Raw genomic sequence first — 15,784 nt, forward strand, 5'->3', positions numbered from 1 at the left:
GCCGTCCCTCAACCGAGAAACCCAACAGCGAACACAAGCGCCAGCAGCATCCATCCGATAATGCGCACCCAGACCGGCAGCGGCCTTGGCGCGAAGCGGACTGCCAGAACCGCGAAAATGACGGTCAGGATCGGAAATCCGAAATAGATCGCGACATATCCGCTTGATCCTTCAAAAGATGAGCCGAAAACGCCAAGCCGCTCAAGCGGGAACAAGGCGATAAAGGCCAGCACAGCCGATAGAAGAAGCAAAAGCAAGCGGTCTGAAACGGTGCGGACGAGCTGCATGGGATCAGCTCTGTCGACGCAATCGGGTGCGCATCAGGCCGTAAACGCCCAGAACCCCCAGAACCAGACCGATGGTCGTAAAGGTTTCGTCCGGCGTCTCCGCCCCACGACGCAGAACCAGATCGGCCTTCGATATTTGCAGACCGTCCGTATTGCCCTGAACGAGACGAAACGCATATTGGCCCGGAATGACCGGATCGATATCGCCTGCACTTTGACGCAGCGGCGTTCCGTCCTGCGGGCGGTCCGTATTGATCGAACTGCTGTTGGACACGAAATCGAGCCCCTGCGACAGAACCGGCTGGCCATCGCGGCTGATGGCAAGCGTCAACGCGGACCGTCGTTCCGCTGGAACATAGCCCGGCAATGGCGTGGCATCGATGAATACACGCACCGGCGCATCGCCCGCTTCAAGGCGTATTTCCTGTATCTTGAAGCCGCTCTGGCGATTTTCCAGCATCGTCCAGCGGCCAATCTCGCTGCCGGTGAAATGGCGCATATACCACGGGTAGCCCAAGCCAAGCCCGACGCCCGCCACGATCATCGCAACAAAAACCGGACGCATCAGGCTTTCCGCTCCCAGCGGCGATCCGGCGTCTGCTGCCAGTAAGTCAAATCGTGATTCTCCGCCTTGAAGGCTTTCCATTGCCCGCGTGCAATATCGAGCTGGTCCTGATCGTGACCGTCGAACATCACCACAAGCCGTTCATAATTGCCGACCTGCTCCAGCCCCGCGCCTTCCACCAGAAAGCGCACAGTTGCGCCATTGGCATTGTTTTCGGTCGTCGTCAGCAGAACGGGCTGCTGCTCCGGGTTGGGTTCCGCATCGGTGCCGTGGGCAACGAAGGACGTGTCGGAGAAGGTCCACAGCAGATTGTCCAAAGCGTCCCGCCTCTCCTCGCTGACGGTCTGCACCGTCACGCGCCAGCCGCGCCCAAGCGACCGCTCGACGAGACCCGGCAGAGCTTCGTCGAGTGTCGATTCCGTCAGATGGTAGAACAGGATTTCTGCCATGCACTTCCCTGCACATTTTGGGAAAGGCGGAGAATATGATTCATGTCTCCGCCATATCCCACTGTTCCAAATCGGATTTTAGCTTTCGAAGTGATCGCGGACAAGGCGGTCGAGCAAACGCACGCCATAGCCGGAAGCCCAGCCTTGGCTATATTCGTTTGCGGGAGACCCCATGGCCGTGCCTGCCACGTCGAGATGCGCCCAAGGCGTGTCGCCGACAAAGCGCTTCAGGAACTGGGCAGCAGTGATCGAACCGCCATAACGCCCGGCGCTGTTCTTCATATCGGCGAATTTCGAATCGATCATCTTGTCGTATTCCGCGCCAAGCGGCAGACGCCACAGCTTCTCACCTGTTGCCTGACCGGCATCGTAAAGCTGGTCCGCCAGTTCGTCGTCATTCGAGAACAGACCCGCATGATACTGACCGAGCGCCACCATGACAGCGCCGGTGAGCGTGGCCAGATTGATGATAAAGCGCGGCTTGAAGCGATCATTGGTGTAGTGCAGCGCATCGGCCAGCACCAGACGCCCTTCGGCATCGGTGTTGATAACCTCGATGGTCTGACCGGACATGGTCGTGACAATGTCGCCCGGGCGCTGTGCATTGCCATCGGGCATGTTTTCCACAAGGCCGATCACGCCAATCGCATTGACCTTGGCCTTGCGTCCGGCGAGCGCGCGCATCAGACCCGTCACGGCAGCAGCGCCGCCCATATCGCCCTTCATGTCTTCCATGCCGCCAGCGGGCTTGATGGAAATGCCGCCTGTGTCGAACACCACGCCCTTGCCGACAAAGGCGACCGGCTTTTCCTTGCCCTTCGCGCCCTGCCATTCCATGATGACGAGACGGGGCGGACGCACTGACCCTTGCGCAACGCCGAGAAGCGCGCCCATGCCGAGCTTCTTCATTTCCTTTTCGCCGAGGATTTCGATCTTCACACCGAGCTTCTCAAGCTTTTCCGCTTCCTCGGCAAATTCCACCGGACCCAGCACATTGGCTGGTTCGTTAACCAGATTGCGCGCCTGGATGACGCCATCCGAAATGGCTTCCGCCACTTCAAAAGCCTTCTTCGCGCTGTGCGTGTCGGCAACGTTGATGGTGATCTTCGCGGCGTGCTTCGGCTCGGCGTTTTCTTCGTTCTTGCGCGTCTTGTAACGGTCGAATTTGTAGGAGCGCAGGATCATGCCCAGCGCTACGTCAGCCGCTTCATCACCGGCAATCGTCGTTTCCGGCAGGGCCAGCGTGACCGTCGCGCGTTCGGACTTGCCGATTCGCGAAAATGCAGCCCCGCCGATCTTCAGCCAGTCGTCATTTCCAAGCTTGCCGGGCTCGCCGACGCCGACGAGAATAATCTTGTCGATGCCGCCGGCCGTCGTTTCGATTGCTTCTGCGGTTTTGCCCAATGCGCCGGTGAAATCAGAGATTTCGAGGATGCGCGCAATCTTTTCCGCCCCGCCGACGGCCTTTGCCGCTTCTTCAGCGAAGCCTCCGCCTTTGGCAACAAGAACGATGGCGGCACCCTTTTCAGGGGCTTCAAACGCGCTGAAAGAAATCGAAGGACGTTTAGACATGATAACTCCAAACCGATGGCCGATTAACAAATGACACGATTGTGTCGCGACTTTTCATCACTCATGTGAGACGAATATGGCGAAACAGCAAGGGCGCAAGCCCCTCCTTATCAGTTTTGCGTTAACTTGGGTGAACCGTCATCACATGCAATCGATATCCTGGTCATTTCGTTTAGGGGTTTCGCAAAAACATGTTGCCTCGGACATTTCAATCCTTTTAACAGACAACAGCTAGCGCCAGCGCTTCGCTTTTAGTAATCTGTTAACTGCGTTTATTCGGGCAATCTTAGCCAAGCGGCATTAGATTAAGTTCATTATTGGGAGTGCCAAACCAGATTATGGTTGGTCTCCTTCAACGGAACCGGGATGTAAACTCCACCTATGCGATTGATAGAGTTGTACATCCTGCGCCGCGTGGCGATCATGTTCCTCGCGGTGCTGGGCGCGGCGGTGGGCATTACGTGGACGGTGCAGGTGCTCCAGCGCATCGACTTTCTGACGACCAGCGGCCAGACTTTTCAGACGATCATTCAGTTCAGTTCACTTTTGATCCCGTCTGCCATTCCGCTGGTGATGCCCTTTGCACTGATCATCGCCATCACGCAGACGCTCTCGACGATGAACCAGGATTCCGAGCTTGTCGTCATCAATGCATCGGGTGCGCCGCGCAGTGCGGTGATGCGCCCGATTCTGATGCTGGCTGCCGTGATTTCCATCATTTCGTTTCTGGTCGCCAATTATGTTGATCCCTATGCCCGCATGAACATGCGCGCCATGATCGCCAATGCGAGTGCCGACCTCGTCAATCTGATCGTGCAGGAAGGCAGCTTCCGCAAGCTCGCCGACAATCTCTATATTCAGGTGGCCGAGCGCCGTGCCGATGGCAGCATTGGTGGCCTATTCATCGCTGATTCTCGCGATCCATCGCTCGATCTCATCTATTATGCAGCCGATGGCGGCATTGCCACGACTGAGACCGGCGCCAACATGCTTCTGATGCAGAATGGCGAAGTGCAGCGCCGCAGCGTGTCCGACGGCACGGTTTCGATCATCAAGTTCGATTCCTATGCATTCGACCTCAGCCAATTCGCGTCGGCTGGCGACGATTTCGTGGTCTACGCCAAGGACCGCCCGCTGTCCTATCTGCTCAATCCAGACCCGAATGATCCGATCCTGCAAACGCGCCCGCTGCGTTACAAGGCAGAGCTGCATCGCCGTTTGACGCAGTGGCTCTATCCGGTGGTCTTCGCCATGATCGCACTGGCTTTCGCGGGTGATTCCCGCTCGCATCGTGAAGCGCGTGTTTCTGCCTCGTTTTCGGCCATCAGCGTTGCCCTCCTCGTCTATTGGGCCGGGTATTTCGCATCCGACCGCGCAGACAAGGACGCAGCCTATATTCTTATCATGTATGTCGTGCCAATCGCCGTGATGCTCATAACCGGTTTTGCGCTGGCGACAGGGCGCAGCATCGGGCTGCCCAGCAAGTGGAACGATCGCCTTCTCGACGGCTTTGACCGCCTCCAGCAGATTGTTTCCGATCTCTATGATCGTGTGATGGGCCGTTTCCGCGGCAATGCGGGAGGTCAGGCATGATCGGTTGGACACTCGGTCGCTACTTCTTCACGCGTTACGTGCAGATCACCTTCTATTTTCTGCTCGGAATTTTCGCGCTTTCGATGCTTCTCGACTTCACCGAGAACGCCAGCAAACTTTCGAATCTGCCCGATTATACGGTGTGGGCGGCGCTTGGCATTTCCGCCATGCGCGTTCCGTTTATCATGCAGGAGATGATCCCCTTCGTGGCGCTGTTTTCGGCAATGGCGACACTGATTTCGCTCAACCGTAAATATGAGCTGGTTGTCGCGCGGTCGGTCGGCGTTTCGGCATGGCAGTTTCTGCTGCCCGCATGCCTCGGCGCGCTGCTGTTCGGTGTGGCGACGATTTTCATACTCAACCCGTTCGCCGCTTATGGTTTCTCCAAAGCTGAAGAAATCGCGGCGACGTGGAAAAACGGCAAAGTTACCGACGTTTCGGCGCTGCGTGATCCCTGGCTCCGTCAGAAGACCGACGAAGGCGAAACCATCATTGGCGCGAAGAGCATTCTAGATCAGGGCGCGACGCTTGCCGACGCGACTTTCATTCAGTTCGACAGCCAAAAGAATATCAGCGTGCGCTACGACGCCCGCAAGGCTCAGTTGATGGAAGGTCATTGGCAGCTCACCGACGTTATGCGATTCGCACGTGGTGAAGAGCCCGAGAAAATGGACAGCTTTGCTATCCCCACGCAGCTGCGCCCGGAATATGTTGAAGAGAAGCTCGCTTCTCCCAACACGATTCCCTTTACACAACTACGACACAAGATCGAAGTCGCGCGTTCATTTGGCTATTCGGCAAACGCATTTGACATGCAATACCAGTCACTTCTGGCTTTGCCGGCGCTTCTGATGGCAATGACTCTCATTGCTGCAACAGTGTCCCTGAAATTTGTGCGCTTCGGTCAGTCGGGTGCGATGATTCTGGGTGGCGTTGTCGCTGGCTTCATGCTTTATGTCGTTTCGGTACTGGTCAAAGCATTCGGCAATGCGGGATTCGTCCCGCCGTTTGTGGCTGCCTGGGTTCCTGTGATTATTGCGACATTCTTTGGTGTCTCCTTTTTGTTGCATAAGGAGGATGGTTAGTGGGTTTGAGTAACACCCGCATGGTATTGCCCCAGCTGCTCACGCGCTTCTCGCGCGGGACCGCCTTGGCGTGCGTCCTTGCTTTGCCTTTCATATCTGTCGCAGTCATGCCCTCGCCCGCGTCGGCGCAGGAGGCATTGGGAGCCAATTACCAAGGTGATCCGAATGCGCGGATGCTTCTGCAGGCGGATGAGCTTGTCTATGATCGCGATGTGAACACCGTTACCGCTCAGGGTCGGGTGAAGATCGAGTATGACGGCAATCGCCTTGTCGCCGACAAGGTGACCTATAACCAGCAGACCCGCCGCATGACCGCGAGCGGAAATGTTGAAGTCGTCGAACGTGACGGCAATAAGATCTATTCCGATCATATGGATGTCACCGACAGTTTCCGCGATGGCTTCGTGAATGGCCTGCGCGTCGAGACGACGGATAATACGCGTTTTGCCGCTGAAAGCGCCGAGCGCAGCAACGGTGAAATCACGACATTCAACAACGGCGTCTACACGGCATGCGAAGCGTGTAAGAAAGACCCCGACAGGCCTGTTCTGTGGCAGATCAAGGCCCGCAAGATCATCTGGAACAGCACCACGAAGACCGTCCGTTTCGAACGGGGCAAGTTTGAGTTCCTCGGCATTCCGTTGGCTTGGTTTCCGGCCTTTGAAATGGCTGACCCGACAGTCAAGCGCAAGAGCGGCTTCCTGTTCCCGGGTTTCGCCTACAAGGATGATCTGGGCTTCGGCATCAAGAACTCCTATTTCTGGGCGCTTGCCCCGAATTACGACGTGACCCTTTCCTCGACCTATTACACGAAGCAGGGTTTCCTGACCGAAGCCGAGTGGCGTCATCGTCTTGAGAGCGGCACCTATAATCTGCGTATCGCCGGTATCCATCAGGCCAAGCCCGGTGAGTTCGATGACGCAACCGTTGATCGTGACGTTGATAATCGCGGCATGATCGCTTCGAAGGGCGATTTCGAAATCAATTCACGCTGGCGTTACGGCTGGGATGTCATAGCCCAGAGTGATCGCAATTTCAGCCGTACCTACAATCTTGACGGATATAATGCTGGAACGCAGGTTTCCAAGATTTACCTGACCGGCATCGCCAATCGCAATTATTTCGACCTGAATTTCTATCGCTTCAATGTGCAGGAATCCCTCCTCCCGGATAATCCGAACGAAATTCATTCGAAGCAGCCTTGGGTTTTCCCAAGTCTGGACTATTCCTACACTTTGCCGGAACCCGTCTATGGCGGCGAGCTGAACATCAATACCAACCTGCAGGCGCTTTATCGCGAGAATTCGAATTTCGCTACACGTTTAGGCGATCAGAGATTCTATCCGCGCGTTCCCGGCTTTGGTGGGACAAATGCGCGGCTAACCAGCGAAGCGGAATGGAAGCGTACTTACATTACGCCATCAGGCCTGGTGATCACGCCATTGCTTGCATTGCGTGCCGATGCAATCGGCGCAAATACGGATCTCGATCTTTCGTCGGCTGGCTATACGGACGCGGTTGTGCGCTCCGAAGCGCTGCGCGCTATGGCTACTGCCGGTCTCGAATTGCGTTGGCCGATCCTGTTCTCGACGACCAGTGCAACGCACATCATTGAACCGATTGCGCAGATTTATGTGCGCAATAACGAGCGTTATGCTGGGGAACTGCCAAACGAAGATGCGCAGAGCTTTGTCTTCGATGCGACGAACCTGTTCTCGCGCGACAAGTTCTCTGGCTACGACCGCGTGGAAGGCGGTACGCGCGCCAATCTTGGTCTGCGTTATTCCGGCAACTTCAACGACAGCGACTGGTCGCTTTACGCCTTGGCGGGTCAGTCATTCCAGCTTGGCGGCTTGAACTCCTATGCGGCAAGCGACTTCGTGAATGTCGGCGCAGATTCGGGCCTTGACAGCGCACGCTCCGACTATGTCGCAATGATCGGCACGTCCAATTCGACTGGTCTGGCACTCGCGGCACGTGGTCGTTTTGACAAGGACAGCCTGTCCGTGCGTCGCGGCGAACTCGAAGTGCAGCAGAGCTGGCAAAAGCTCACGCTGACGGCGCAATATGCCTATATCACGCCGCAGCCAGCCTATGGTTATAACGATCTGCGTCAGGAAGTAAGCGGCACTGCTTCGGCCAAGATTAATGCGAACTGGCGCGTGTTCGGCTCCGGCACTTACGACCTCGTGTCCAGCACGTTGGTTCGTGCATCGTCAGGCCTTGCCTATGACGATGAATGCTTCACCTATATGATGGCCTATACGCAAACGCGTAATCCCGGTGAAGATAAGACTTCGCACGGTATCGGGTTCAATATCTCGCTGCGTACGCTCGGTGACATTGGCAGCGGCACCCAGACATTCTAAGAATCGATGACCGGAAACATATTCTTATGTTTTCGGTCACCTGTGCTCTGGGGCCTTTCGCACAGAAATCACCTTCTTCAAGAAATTGCGATTTCGTTCAGTAAGCAGCACTCAATCGTCTTGTAAAATGCGCGAGGGTCATTGTTTCGCCGCACTGGCTCCTCTATACAGACAGCACTATAGTTGGTTTCCGATACTCTTGCGGCTCGATGACAAGCATATCCGAAACCGAATGAACACATCCGGTGACGGGTTTCGTTCACCGACCGCAAGGAAATCGGGAAACAAGATGATGTTTGCAAGACCTCTTTTCGCCTCCCTGTTAAGCGCGGCTGTCTGCCTGACGGCGCTCGGCACGGTTGCACTTCCCTCTTCGGCTTTTGCCGCTGGGGAAGGTGAGGTCAAGGTTGTCGTGTCCGGCAATGCCATCACCAATGGCGACATTCAGCACCGCGCCGCTTTTTTGAAGCTGCAGCGCAAAGGCGGCAATCTCACTCAGCTCGCACGTCAGGAACTGACTGACGAAATGCTGAAACGGATCGAGATGAAGAGCCGCAACATCAATGTTTCCGATCAGGAAGTCGATCAGGCCTATGCGGGCTTTGCATCCCGCAACAAGATGACGCTTACCCAGATGAACCAGGTGCTTAATCAGGCCGGCGTCACGCCGGACCACTTTAAGAAATACATAATGGTCCAGATGGGTTGGGGCCGCCTCGTCAGTGCTCGCTTCCGCGCCACCGGCATGGTCAGCGAACAGGATGCCGTGCAGCGCATGCTGAAGGACGGCGGCAAGAAGCCCGTAGCGACCGAATATCACCTCCAGCAGGTGATTTTCGTCGTCCCCACCTCAAAGCGGTCGCCGGCATTGCTCGCCAAGCGCCGTCAGGAAGCCAATGCGCTTCGTTCCCGTTTCCAGAGCTGTGACAGCACGCGCCAGCAGGCAAAGGGCATCATTGATGTCACGGTCCGTGATCTTGGCCGCATTCTCGAACAGCAGCTCCCGGGTGAATGGTCAAAGGACGTGAAGGCCGCCGGCGTTGGTCGTACGACACCGCCGCACGACACCGAAAAAGGCGTTGAATTCCTCGCAGTCTGTGCCACACGCCAGCTTTCCGATGACCGCGTTGCACAGCTCGTTTTCTCCATGGAGGGAGCAGACTCGCCGGAAGGTCAGGAAAAGAAGGCTGATGCGCTCTCCACCAAGTATCTGGATGAGCTGCGCAAAAAGGCCACCATCGTTAATCGCTAAAATTCCGGCGGCAGCAGCACAGCTGTCGTTCAGGAAAAAGCAATGATATGAGCTGGCACGGTCTTTCCGGTTGCCAGCTTTATTTTTGGAATCAAAGTCATGTGCGCAAAATCTGTCGTTCCGCTCGCGGTTACTATCGGCGACCCGTCAGGTGTCGGCCCTGATATCGCGTTAGCTGTCTGGCTCAGGCGGGATGAATTATCCCTGCCCCCTTTTGTGCTGCTGGCCGATCCCGAACAGTTGAAAGCACGTGGGCGGCTTCTCAATATCGATGTCCAGATTGAGGCGGTCGCCGACGCTGCCGTATCGCGGAGCGTTTTTGCTCGTGCGTTGCCCGTCTTGCCGCTTGTGAACAAACACAGCGAAAGCGCGGGCAAACCGCTGGCAGAGAACGCAGCCGGTACAGTCGAAGCGATTGAACGCGCCGTCGCTCTCACGCTCGCTGGCGAGGCATCCGCTGTCGTCACCTGCCCTATTGCCAAGAAACCGCTTTATGAAGCCGGGTTCCGGCATCCGGGGCATACGGAGTTTCTGGCCGAGCTTGCAAGCCGGCACGTCGGCACGGAAATCACTCCAGTAATGATGCTGGCTGGGCCGCAATTGCGCGCAGTGCCGGTGACGATTCACATTCCGCTTGCCGAAGTGCCGCGACAGCTTACGACCGAGGGCATTCTGGATGTATCGCGTATTACAGCGCGGGAACTGCGCGAACGGTTCGGCATTGCCAAGCCGCGTCTGGCGCTTTCCGGTCTCAATCCCCATGCGGGCGAAGGCGGCGCGCTGGGTAAGGAAGATGACGCCATCATTCGCCCCGCAGTGGAACAGCTTTTGCGCGAGGGCATCGATGTGCGCGGTCCCCTGCCCGCCGATACGATGTTCCACCCGCAGGCGCGTGCGGCTTGCGACGCCGCCATCTGCATGTATCACGATCAGGCGCTGATTCCAGCCAAGGCGCTGGCGTTCGACGAAACCGTCAATGTGACGCTCGGCCTGCCCTTTATCCGCACCTCGCCAGACCACGGCACAGCGTTCGACATTGCAGGCCAAGGCATTGCACGACCGGACAGCCTGATTGCAGCGATCCGGCTCGCGCACGAGCTGGCAGAAAATACAACAGGTTCCAAGGCATGAGCATCGACAACCTGCCTCCGCTTCGCGAAGTCATAGAGCGGCATGATCTGATGCCGAAGAAGTCGCTCGGACAGAATTTTCTGTTCGATCTCAATCTGACGTCCAAGATTGCCCGTCAGGCTGGCGATCTAAAGGACCAGCCGGTCATTGAGGTTGGGCCCGGTCCCGGCGGGCTGACCCGTGCCCTTCTGGCGCAAGGTGCCTATGTGACGGCAATTGAGCGTGACGAACGCTGCCTTGAGGCGCTGGCGGAGATTGAAGCGCAGTATCCGGGCCGTCTGCGGATCATCTCCGGCGACGCGCTGGAGCAGGATTTCAAGACGCTGTTTCCCGACGGGCCAAAGCCACGGATCGTCTCCAATCTGCCCTATAATGTCGGCACGCAGCTGCTTTTGAACTGGCTTCTGGTTGAGCCGTGGCCGCCTTTCTATTCCTCCATGACGCTGATGTTCCAGCGCGAAGTGGCGGAACGGATCGTGGCCGCGCCCGACAGCGATCATTATGGCCGGCTCGGCGTGCTCGCTGGCTGGCGGACAAAATCGAAGATCGCTTTCGACGTGCCGCCGCAAGCCTTTACGCCGCCGCCAAAAGTCATGTCGTCAGTGGTTCATATCGTGCCGCTGGAAAATCCGTTGTCCTGCAATGCGACGGCGCTCGGTCAGGTGACGCAGGCTGCTTTCGGCCAAAGGCGGAAAATGCTGCGCCAAAGCCTGAAGCCCATTGGCGGCGCTGCCCTTCTGGAAAAGACCGGCATTGACGGAACGCGCCGTGCCGAAACGCTGAGCGTCGAAGAATTCGTCGCTCTGGCGAATGCCTACCGCCCGTAAACAGTCAAATCAACGGCGACCATGGCCGCCGCCTGCAGGCCCCGCCCCTTGATGACTACCAAGCCGATCATGCGATTGAGCTTCATCCTTGGCGTCTGAGCCATCTTTCAAAACGGGCAGCGTCATTTCATTGACGATCTGACCGACATGGTCGATTTCCTCACGGAAACTCGACAAGGATGAGCCGGAGAGCTTTTCACCGGCATTAAGACGCGCTGTCAGCGGATCCACATACTGATCGCCAACCTTCAGCTCATAATAGAGATGCGGACCTGTCGAATAGCCAGTTGAGCCGACATAAGCGATCACTTCACCCTGCTTGACATGCTGACCAATACGCAGCCCCGCCTTGGCGGAAGACAAATGGGCATAGGTGGTGCTGTATCCGCCCTGATGGCGAATACGAACATATTTGCCATATCCCTTTTCCGACGAAATCACTTCGACCACGCCATCGCCCGCAGCCACGATCGGTGAGCCGATCGGCGCATCATAATCCACGCCATTGTGGTGCTTGCGGACATGCAGAACCGGATGAATGCGCCAGCCGAAACCATCATTGAGCCGCCCGTTCGGCAAAGGCTTGGGCATCAGATATTTGGTCATCGAGGAGCCATCCTCGTTAAAATAATCTGCGGCTCCACTTTTACCCTCGTGGCGGTAGAGGCGCTTGCTTTTGCCGTTGGTGGTAAATTCCACGAACACCAGTTCGGGGTCCGTCTCCAGACTTTTCCTGAAAAGCAGGTCGATCAGATCAGGTGAATTGGCGCTCTTCTCCAGCACGACGCCGTTCTGCGCGGCAAGCTTTTCGACATCGCGCACGATGTCGCGCGGTGCGCCCGCCTGAACCAGCCTCGTTTCGATGCTGCTATCGCTGCTGACAGCCGGAGCCGACGGATGATAAGCGCTCAGCATCGCATCGCGGGACAGCCGCGCAAAAAGCCGCTCATTCCCGGTCGCATGAAAGACGCCGTCATCCGCTCGCCCATAGACGGCCTTGTTGGCATTGCCATGATTGAAGCGGGCAAGCGACACATGGGCGGCGGCATCGCTGCCGTCTTTCTTATCGACCAGCAATTCGAGATTATCGCCGGGCAGCAATTCGGTGCGGGCCAGCGCTTCTTCAAGCCTCTTGCTGTCTTCAGCCGCAATACCGGCTGCTTGCAAAAGCGCCTCTATGCGTTCCCGGGACTGGGGCGCGACGACGATTTCATGCACATCGGCCTTCTCGTGGGCCGCGGGCTTCGCAAGGCTGACATTGACCGGAACGCCACGCTCCAATTCGGACAGCGACTGCGCCGGTTCGCCAGCGGCAACGGATTTCGCCGCCATTGTCGATGCGTCCATTGCATCGTCGATGGTGGGTCGTCTGTTGTCGTGGCCTTTCACGTCCAGCACCACATGCTGGTAGGTGTAGAGACGCGGGTCGCCATCCTCGACGCCTTCCGCAATATCGATGCGGCGCGACACACGATGGCTCATATCGTTGTTCACGGCCGGCGCCAGCCGCGCATCCTTGGCCGCGGCATGATGCTGGCGAACCAAAGCCGTTGGATTGGCGAAGGCTGGTTGTGCGGCATGGCCGTGGCGCACAAGGCCGCCAGTCGCCAGGATCAACCCACCACCGGCTATAACAGTGGTCGAGACGAGTGCCAGACAGAAGCGCAGATGCGTGCGCAAGGAAAAGCGAACCCAGCGTACCGGCCCGAGGCTGCGGAGCGAGAGCGGTTCTGTCTTCAAATTCGTGCCCGCAGGTGCAAAGGCAGACCCCAGTGGGTTCATAGCCGCAACCGCAAGCTTGCGATGGGAGTATCCTGCCCTCAGGGCCATTCCGACAATTCTCTAGGTTCTTCACAAATATTGGCGGAAGTGATGCCGACACAGCGGCTAAAATAAGACCTCCGGCGGATTATCCACCGGAGGTGAATCACAAATTATTTACGATTTACCGATCAAGCGCGCGCTCGGCTGCGACGATGCTGCGAAAGCGTGGACCAGGTGTAGAGCGCAAGCCCTGCCCAAATCAGCACGAAAGCGCCAAGCTGCACGGTCGAAAACGGCTCATTAAAGATGAAAATCGCAAAGAAAAACAACATGGTGGGCGTCATATACTGCATCAGCCCAAGCGTGGTGTAGCGCAAAAGCTTTGCCCCGCCCGCATAAAGGATAAGCGGGATGGCTGTAAACGGACCGGCCAGCAGAAGAAGCCAGACATTGGAAATCGGACCGGCGAAGAAATGGTCCTGACCATGCGCCGCGAGGAAAGCGACATAGCCAAGCGCCGGAACGCAGAGGATCAGCACTTCAAGCGTAAAACCCTGCAATGGGGGCATGGGCAAAGACTTGCGGAAAAACCCGTAGAGACCGAAGGACACTGGCAAAGCCAGCGAGACCCATGGCAACCCACCGGCATTGAACGTGAGCAGAAGAACAGCCGCCGCAGCAAAGCCGACGGCAACATACTGGACCTTGCTCAACCGCTCGCCGAGGAAAAGGCCGCCAAGCACAACGTTGAACAGCGGATTGATATAATAACCAAGGGCTGCGCCCATGACCTGATCATGCGCGACCGCCCAGACATAGATGGTCCAGTTGATCGTGATCAGCGCGGCTGTCAGCCCCGCCATCGCAAGCATACGCGGCTGGCGGACAGCGTTCAGAATATCCTTGAACTGACCCAGCGCCACCAACAGCAACAGTGCTACCGGAACCGACCAAATGACGCGGTGGGACACCACTTCCATGGCGGGAATATCGGCTACGGTCTTGAGGTAAAACGGCAGCGCGCCCCAAAGCGCATAAGCGCCGAAGGCCATGAGAAAACCTCTGACCCCATCCGAAAGACGGGCGTCGGACAAGGTCTGATCGGTCATTGTCTCTCTCCGCTCGAAAGCACTGCCGCTTTTGAGTAAATCAAATAGCAGTTGGCTTAATCAGCCACTGCTATGCGCTTCTCAACTCATAAAATCCATTCAATTAAAATGATTGAAGCATCAATCCTGGTGAATGATGAATTTTATTCGGCAGCGGCAAGCCCGGCCATGGAGCGGTTTTTCATGAGCTTGAAATTCACGGAATCCATCAAGGCCTGGAACGATGCGTCGATGATATTGTCCGAAACACCGACCGTGCGCCAGCGCGCACCGGTCGCATCGCCGGATTCGATCAGGACGCGCGTGATAGCCGCCGTACCGCCATTGAGGATGCGAACCTTGAAGTCCACCAGTTCGAGATCTTCGATTTCCGCCTGAAATCGCCCGAGATCTTTGCGCAGTGCAATATCGAGCGCGTTGACCGGGCCGTGGCCTTCGGCAACGGACATGCGCACTTCGCCATCGACTTCTACCTTGACCACTGCTTCCGAGACAGTCTTCAACATGCCATTGGCATCGAAACGGCGCTCGACGAGACAGCGGAATGACTCGACCTTGAAGAATTCCGGCTGCGGGTTGAGCATATTGCGCGCCAGAAGCTCGAAACTCGCATCCGCGCCTTCATAGGCATAGCCCTCTGCCTCGCGCTCTTTGACCAGCGTGATCAGCGTGTCGAGGCGGACATCATCTTTCGCAACGCGGATGCCGCGACGTTCCAGCTCGGCGATGAAATTCGACTTTCCGCCCTGATCCGAAACCATGACGCGGCGGCTGTTGCCGACCGTTTCCGGCGGAACATGCTCGTAGGTCTGCGGTTCCTTGAGCAAGGCCGAGGCATGGATGCCCGCTTTCGTCGCGAAAGCCGATGTACCTGTATAAGGCGCCTGCTCAGCCGGCGGACGGTTCAAAATGTCGTCGAAAGCGCGCGAAATGCGGGTGATCGCCTTCAGCGAGGCTGGCTTGATCCCGAGCTCAAAACGCTCGGACCAATAAGGCTTGAGCAGCAATGTCGGGATAAGCGAAACCAGATTGGCATTGCCGCAGCGCTCGCCGATACCGTTCAGTGTGCCCTGTACATGGCGCACACCGGCATCGATGGCGGCGAGCGAAACCGCAACGGCCTGTTCCGTGTCGTTATGGGCATGGATGCCGAGGCTCTCCCCGGGCACTACGGCCTTCACCGCATTGACGATTTTAGCAATTTCATGCGGCTGCGTACCGCCATTGGTGTCGCACAGGACAACCCAGCGTGCGCCTGCGGTGTAAGCCGCCTTGGCGCATTCCAGCGCATAGTCCGGGTTTGCCTTATAGCCGTCGAAGAAGTGCTCGCAATCGACCAGCGCCTCACGGCCCGCCATGCGTGCAGCCGTCACCGACGCGGTGATCGATTCCAGATTTTCCTCATTGGTGCAGCCGAGCGCCAGCCGCACATGATAGTCCCAACTTTTGGCCACAAAACAGACGGCGTCGGCGGAAGCCTGCAGCAGGCTCGACAGTCCGGGATCATTCGACGCGGAAACACCAGCGCGTTTCGTCATGCCGAAGGCGGTGAACTTGGCACGCGATGTCTGGCGGCGCTTGAAGAAAGCCGTATCGGTCGGATTTGCGCCCGGATAGCCACCTTCGACATAATCGACGCCCAATTCTTCCAGCAGCGCGACAATCGACTTCTTGTCCTCGACAGAAAAATCAATGCCGGGCGTCTGCTGTCCGTCCCGCAATGTCGTGTCGTAGATATAGATGCGTTCGCGTGCCATCAGTTTGCTCCCGACATCAGGGAC

13 protein-coding genes are annotated in these 15,784 nt (G+C 57.2%); 6 read left to right on the top strand and 7 right to left on the bottom strand.

Going from position 1 to position 15,784, the window contains the following annotated elements; all coding sequences use genetic code 11:
• Positions 1-8: 8 nt before the first annotated feature.
• From JAU75_RS03735 to JAU75_RS03750, 4 genes are all read right to left on the bottom strand, one after another.
• Positions 9-287, bottom strand: coding sequence for a hypothetical protein (locus tag JAU75_RS03735; protein ID WP_199054674.1), 279 nt, complete (start codon positions 285-287; stop codon positions 9-11).
• 4 nt (positions 288-291) lie between these two features.
• Positions 292-852 carry a type IV secretion system effector BspB gene (gene bspB, locus JAU75_RS03740; protein WP_199054676.1) on the bottom strand — a complete coding sequence of 187 codons (561 nt, stop codon included), beginning with the start codon at positions 850-852 and terminating at the stop codon, positions 292-294.
• Entirely contained in the window at positions 852-1,301 is a 450-nt protein-coding gene (locus tag JAU75_RS03745; protein ID WP_199054678.1) for a DNA polymerase III subunit chi, read from the bottom strand. The genes bspB and JAU75_RS03745 overlap by 1 nt, the downstream gene beginning before the upstream one ends.
• Positions 1,302-1,379: 78 nt before the next feature.
• The gene (locus JAU75_RS03750) at positions 1,380-2,873 is read right to left on the bottom strand and encodes a leucyl aminopeptidase (RefSeq protein ID WP_199054680.1); all 1,494 of its coding nucleotides are present in this window, start codon (positions 2,871-2,873) and stop codon (positions 1,380-1,382) included.
• 381 nt (positions 2,874-3,254) lie between these two features.
• Between JAU75_RS03750 and lptF the strand changes: the two genes are divergently transcribed.
• From lptF to rsmA, 6 genes are all read left to right on the top strand, one after another.
• Positions 3,255-4,466: an LPS export ABC transporter permease LptF gene (lptF, locus tag JAU75_RS03755; protein ID WP_199054682.1), complete on the top strand. Its 1,212-nt coding sequence runs from the start codon at positions 3,255-3,257 to the stop codon at positions 4,464-4,466.
• Positions 4,463-5,551, top strand: coding sequence for an LPS export ABC transporter permease LptG (gene lptG, locus JAU75_RS03760; protein WP_199054684.1), 1,089 nt, complete (start codon positions 4,463-4,465; stop codon positions 5,549-5,551). Before lptF ends, lptG begins: the two co-directional genes overlap by 4 nt.
• Positions 5,552-5,571: 20 nt before the next feature.
• Positions 5,572-7,920 carry an LPS-assembly protein LptD gene (locus JAU75_RS03765; RefSeq protein ID WP_199054927.1) on the top strand — a complete coding sequence of 783 codons (2,349 nt, stop codon included), beginning with the start codon at positions 5,572-5,574 and terminating at the stop codon, positions 7,918-7,920.
• A 289-nt stretch (positions 7,921-8,209) separates the two neighbouring features.
• On the top strand, positions 8,210-9,172 hold the full coding sequence (locus tag JAU75_RS03770; protein ID WP_199054686.1) for a peptidylprolyl isomerase: 963 nt from the start codon (positions 8,210-8,212) through the stop codon (positions 9,170-9,172).
• A 99-nt stretch (positions 9,173-9,271) separates the two neighbouring features.
• Complete coding sequence (gene pdxA / locus JAU75_RS03775) at positions 9,272-10,303, top strand: 4-hydroxythreonine-4-phosphate dehydrogenase PdxA (protein WP_199054688.1); 1,032 nt, start codon at positions 9,272-9,274, stop codon at positions 10,301-10,303.
• A complete protein-coding gene (gene rsmA, locus JAU75_RS03780) occupies positions 10,300-11,130 on the top strand; it encodes a 16S rRNA (adenine(1518)-N(6)/adenine(1519)-N(6))-dimethyltransferase RsmA (protein ID WP_199054689.1) in 831 nt (276 codons plus the stop codon). The genes pdxA and rsmA overlap by 4 nt, the downstream gene beginning before the upstream one ends.
• Before the next feature lie 9 nt (positions 11,131-11,139).
• Here rsmA and JAU75_RS03785 read toward each other — a convergent pair whose 3' ends face one another.
• The 3 genes from JAU75_RS03785 to cimA form a co-directional block, all read right to left on the bottom strand.
• Positions 11,140-12,912 (bottom strand): M23 family metallopeptidase, encoded by a 1,773-nt coding sequence (locus JAU75_RS03785; RefSeq protein ID WP_199054928.1) that lies wholly within the window; start codon positions 12,910-12,912, stop codon positions 11,140-11,142.
• Between the two features lie 170 nt (positions 12,913-13,082).
• Entirely contained in the window at positions 13,083-14,003 is a 921-nt protein-coding gene (gene rarD / locus JAU75_RS03790; protein ID WP_199054691.1) for an EamA family transporter RarD, read from the bottom strand.
• A gap of 143 nt (positions 14,004-14,146) precedes the next feature.
• Positions 14,147-15,760 (bottom strand): citramalate synthase, encoded by a 1,614-nt coding sequence (gene cimA, locus JAU75_RS03795; RefSeq protein ID WP_199054693.1) that lies wholly within the window; start codon positions 15,758-15,760, stop codon positions 14,147-14,149.
• Positions 15,761-15,784 lie beyond the last annotated feature (24 nt).

The sequence above is a fragment of the Ochrobactrum sp. Q0168 genome, assembly GCF_016427605.1.
Taxonomy (GTDB): domain Bacteria; phylum Pseudomonadota; class Alphaproteobacteria; order Rhizobiales; family Rhizobiaceae; genus Brucella.

What these genes read in the sequence shown, in the direction of transcription:
- cimA (WP_199054693.1), bottom strand. Translation starts at nt 15,760, where the DNA reads ATGGCACGCGAACGCATCTATATCTACGACACGACATTGCGGGACGGA.
- bspB (WP_199054676.1), bottom strand. Translation starts at nt 852, where the DNA reads ATGCGTCCGGTTTTTGTTGCGATGATCGTGGCGGGCGTCGGGCTTGGC.
- JAU75_RS03745 (WP_199054678.1), bottom strand. Translation starts at nt 1,301, where the DNA reads ATGGCAGAAATCCTGTTCTACCATCTGACGGAATCGACACTCGACGAA.
- JAU75_RS03750 (WP_199054680.1), bottom strand. Translation starts at nt 2,873, where the DNA reads ATGTCTAAACGTCCTTCGATTTCTTTCAGCGCGTTTGAAGCCCCTGAA.
- JAU75_RS03735 (WP_199054674.1), bottom strand. Translation starts at nt 287, where the DNA reads ATGCAGCTCGTCCGCACCGTTTCAGACCGCTTGCTTTTGCTTCTTCTA.
- JAU75_RS03770 (WP_199054686.1), top strand. Translation starts at nt 8,210, where the DNA reads ATGATGTTTGCAAGACCTCTTTTCGCCTCCCTGTTAAGCGCGGCTGTC.
- rarD (WP_199054691.1), bottom strand. Translation starts at nt 14,003, where the DNA reads ATGACCGATCAGACCTTGTCCGACGCCCGTCTTTCGGATGGGGTCAGA.
- lptF (WP_199054682.1), top strand. Translation starts at nt 3,255, where the DNA reads ATGCGATTGATAGAGTTGTACATCCTGCGCCGCGTGGCGATCATGTTC.
- rsmA (WP_199054689.1), top strand. Translation starts at nt 10,300, where the DNA reads ATGAGCATCGACAACCTGCCTCCGCTTCGCGAAGTCATAGAGCGGCAT.
- lptG (WP_199054684.1), top strand. Translation starts at nt 4,463, where the DNA reads ATGATCGGTTGGACACTCGGTCGCTACTTCTTCACGCGTTACGTGCAG.
- JAU75_RS03765 (WP_199054927.1), top strand. Translation starts at nt 5,572, where the DNA reads ATGGTATTGCCCCAGCTGCTCACGCGCTTCTCGCGCGGGACCGCCTTG.
- JAU75_RS03785 (WP_199054928.1), bottom strand. Translation starts at nt 12,912, where the DNA reads ATGAACCCACTGGGGTCTGCCTTTGCACCTGCGGGCACGAATTTGAAG.
- pdxA (WP_199054688.1), top strand. Translation starts at nt 9,272, where the DNA reads ATGTGCGCAAAATCTGTCGTTCCGCTCGCGGTTACTATCGGCGACCCG.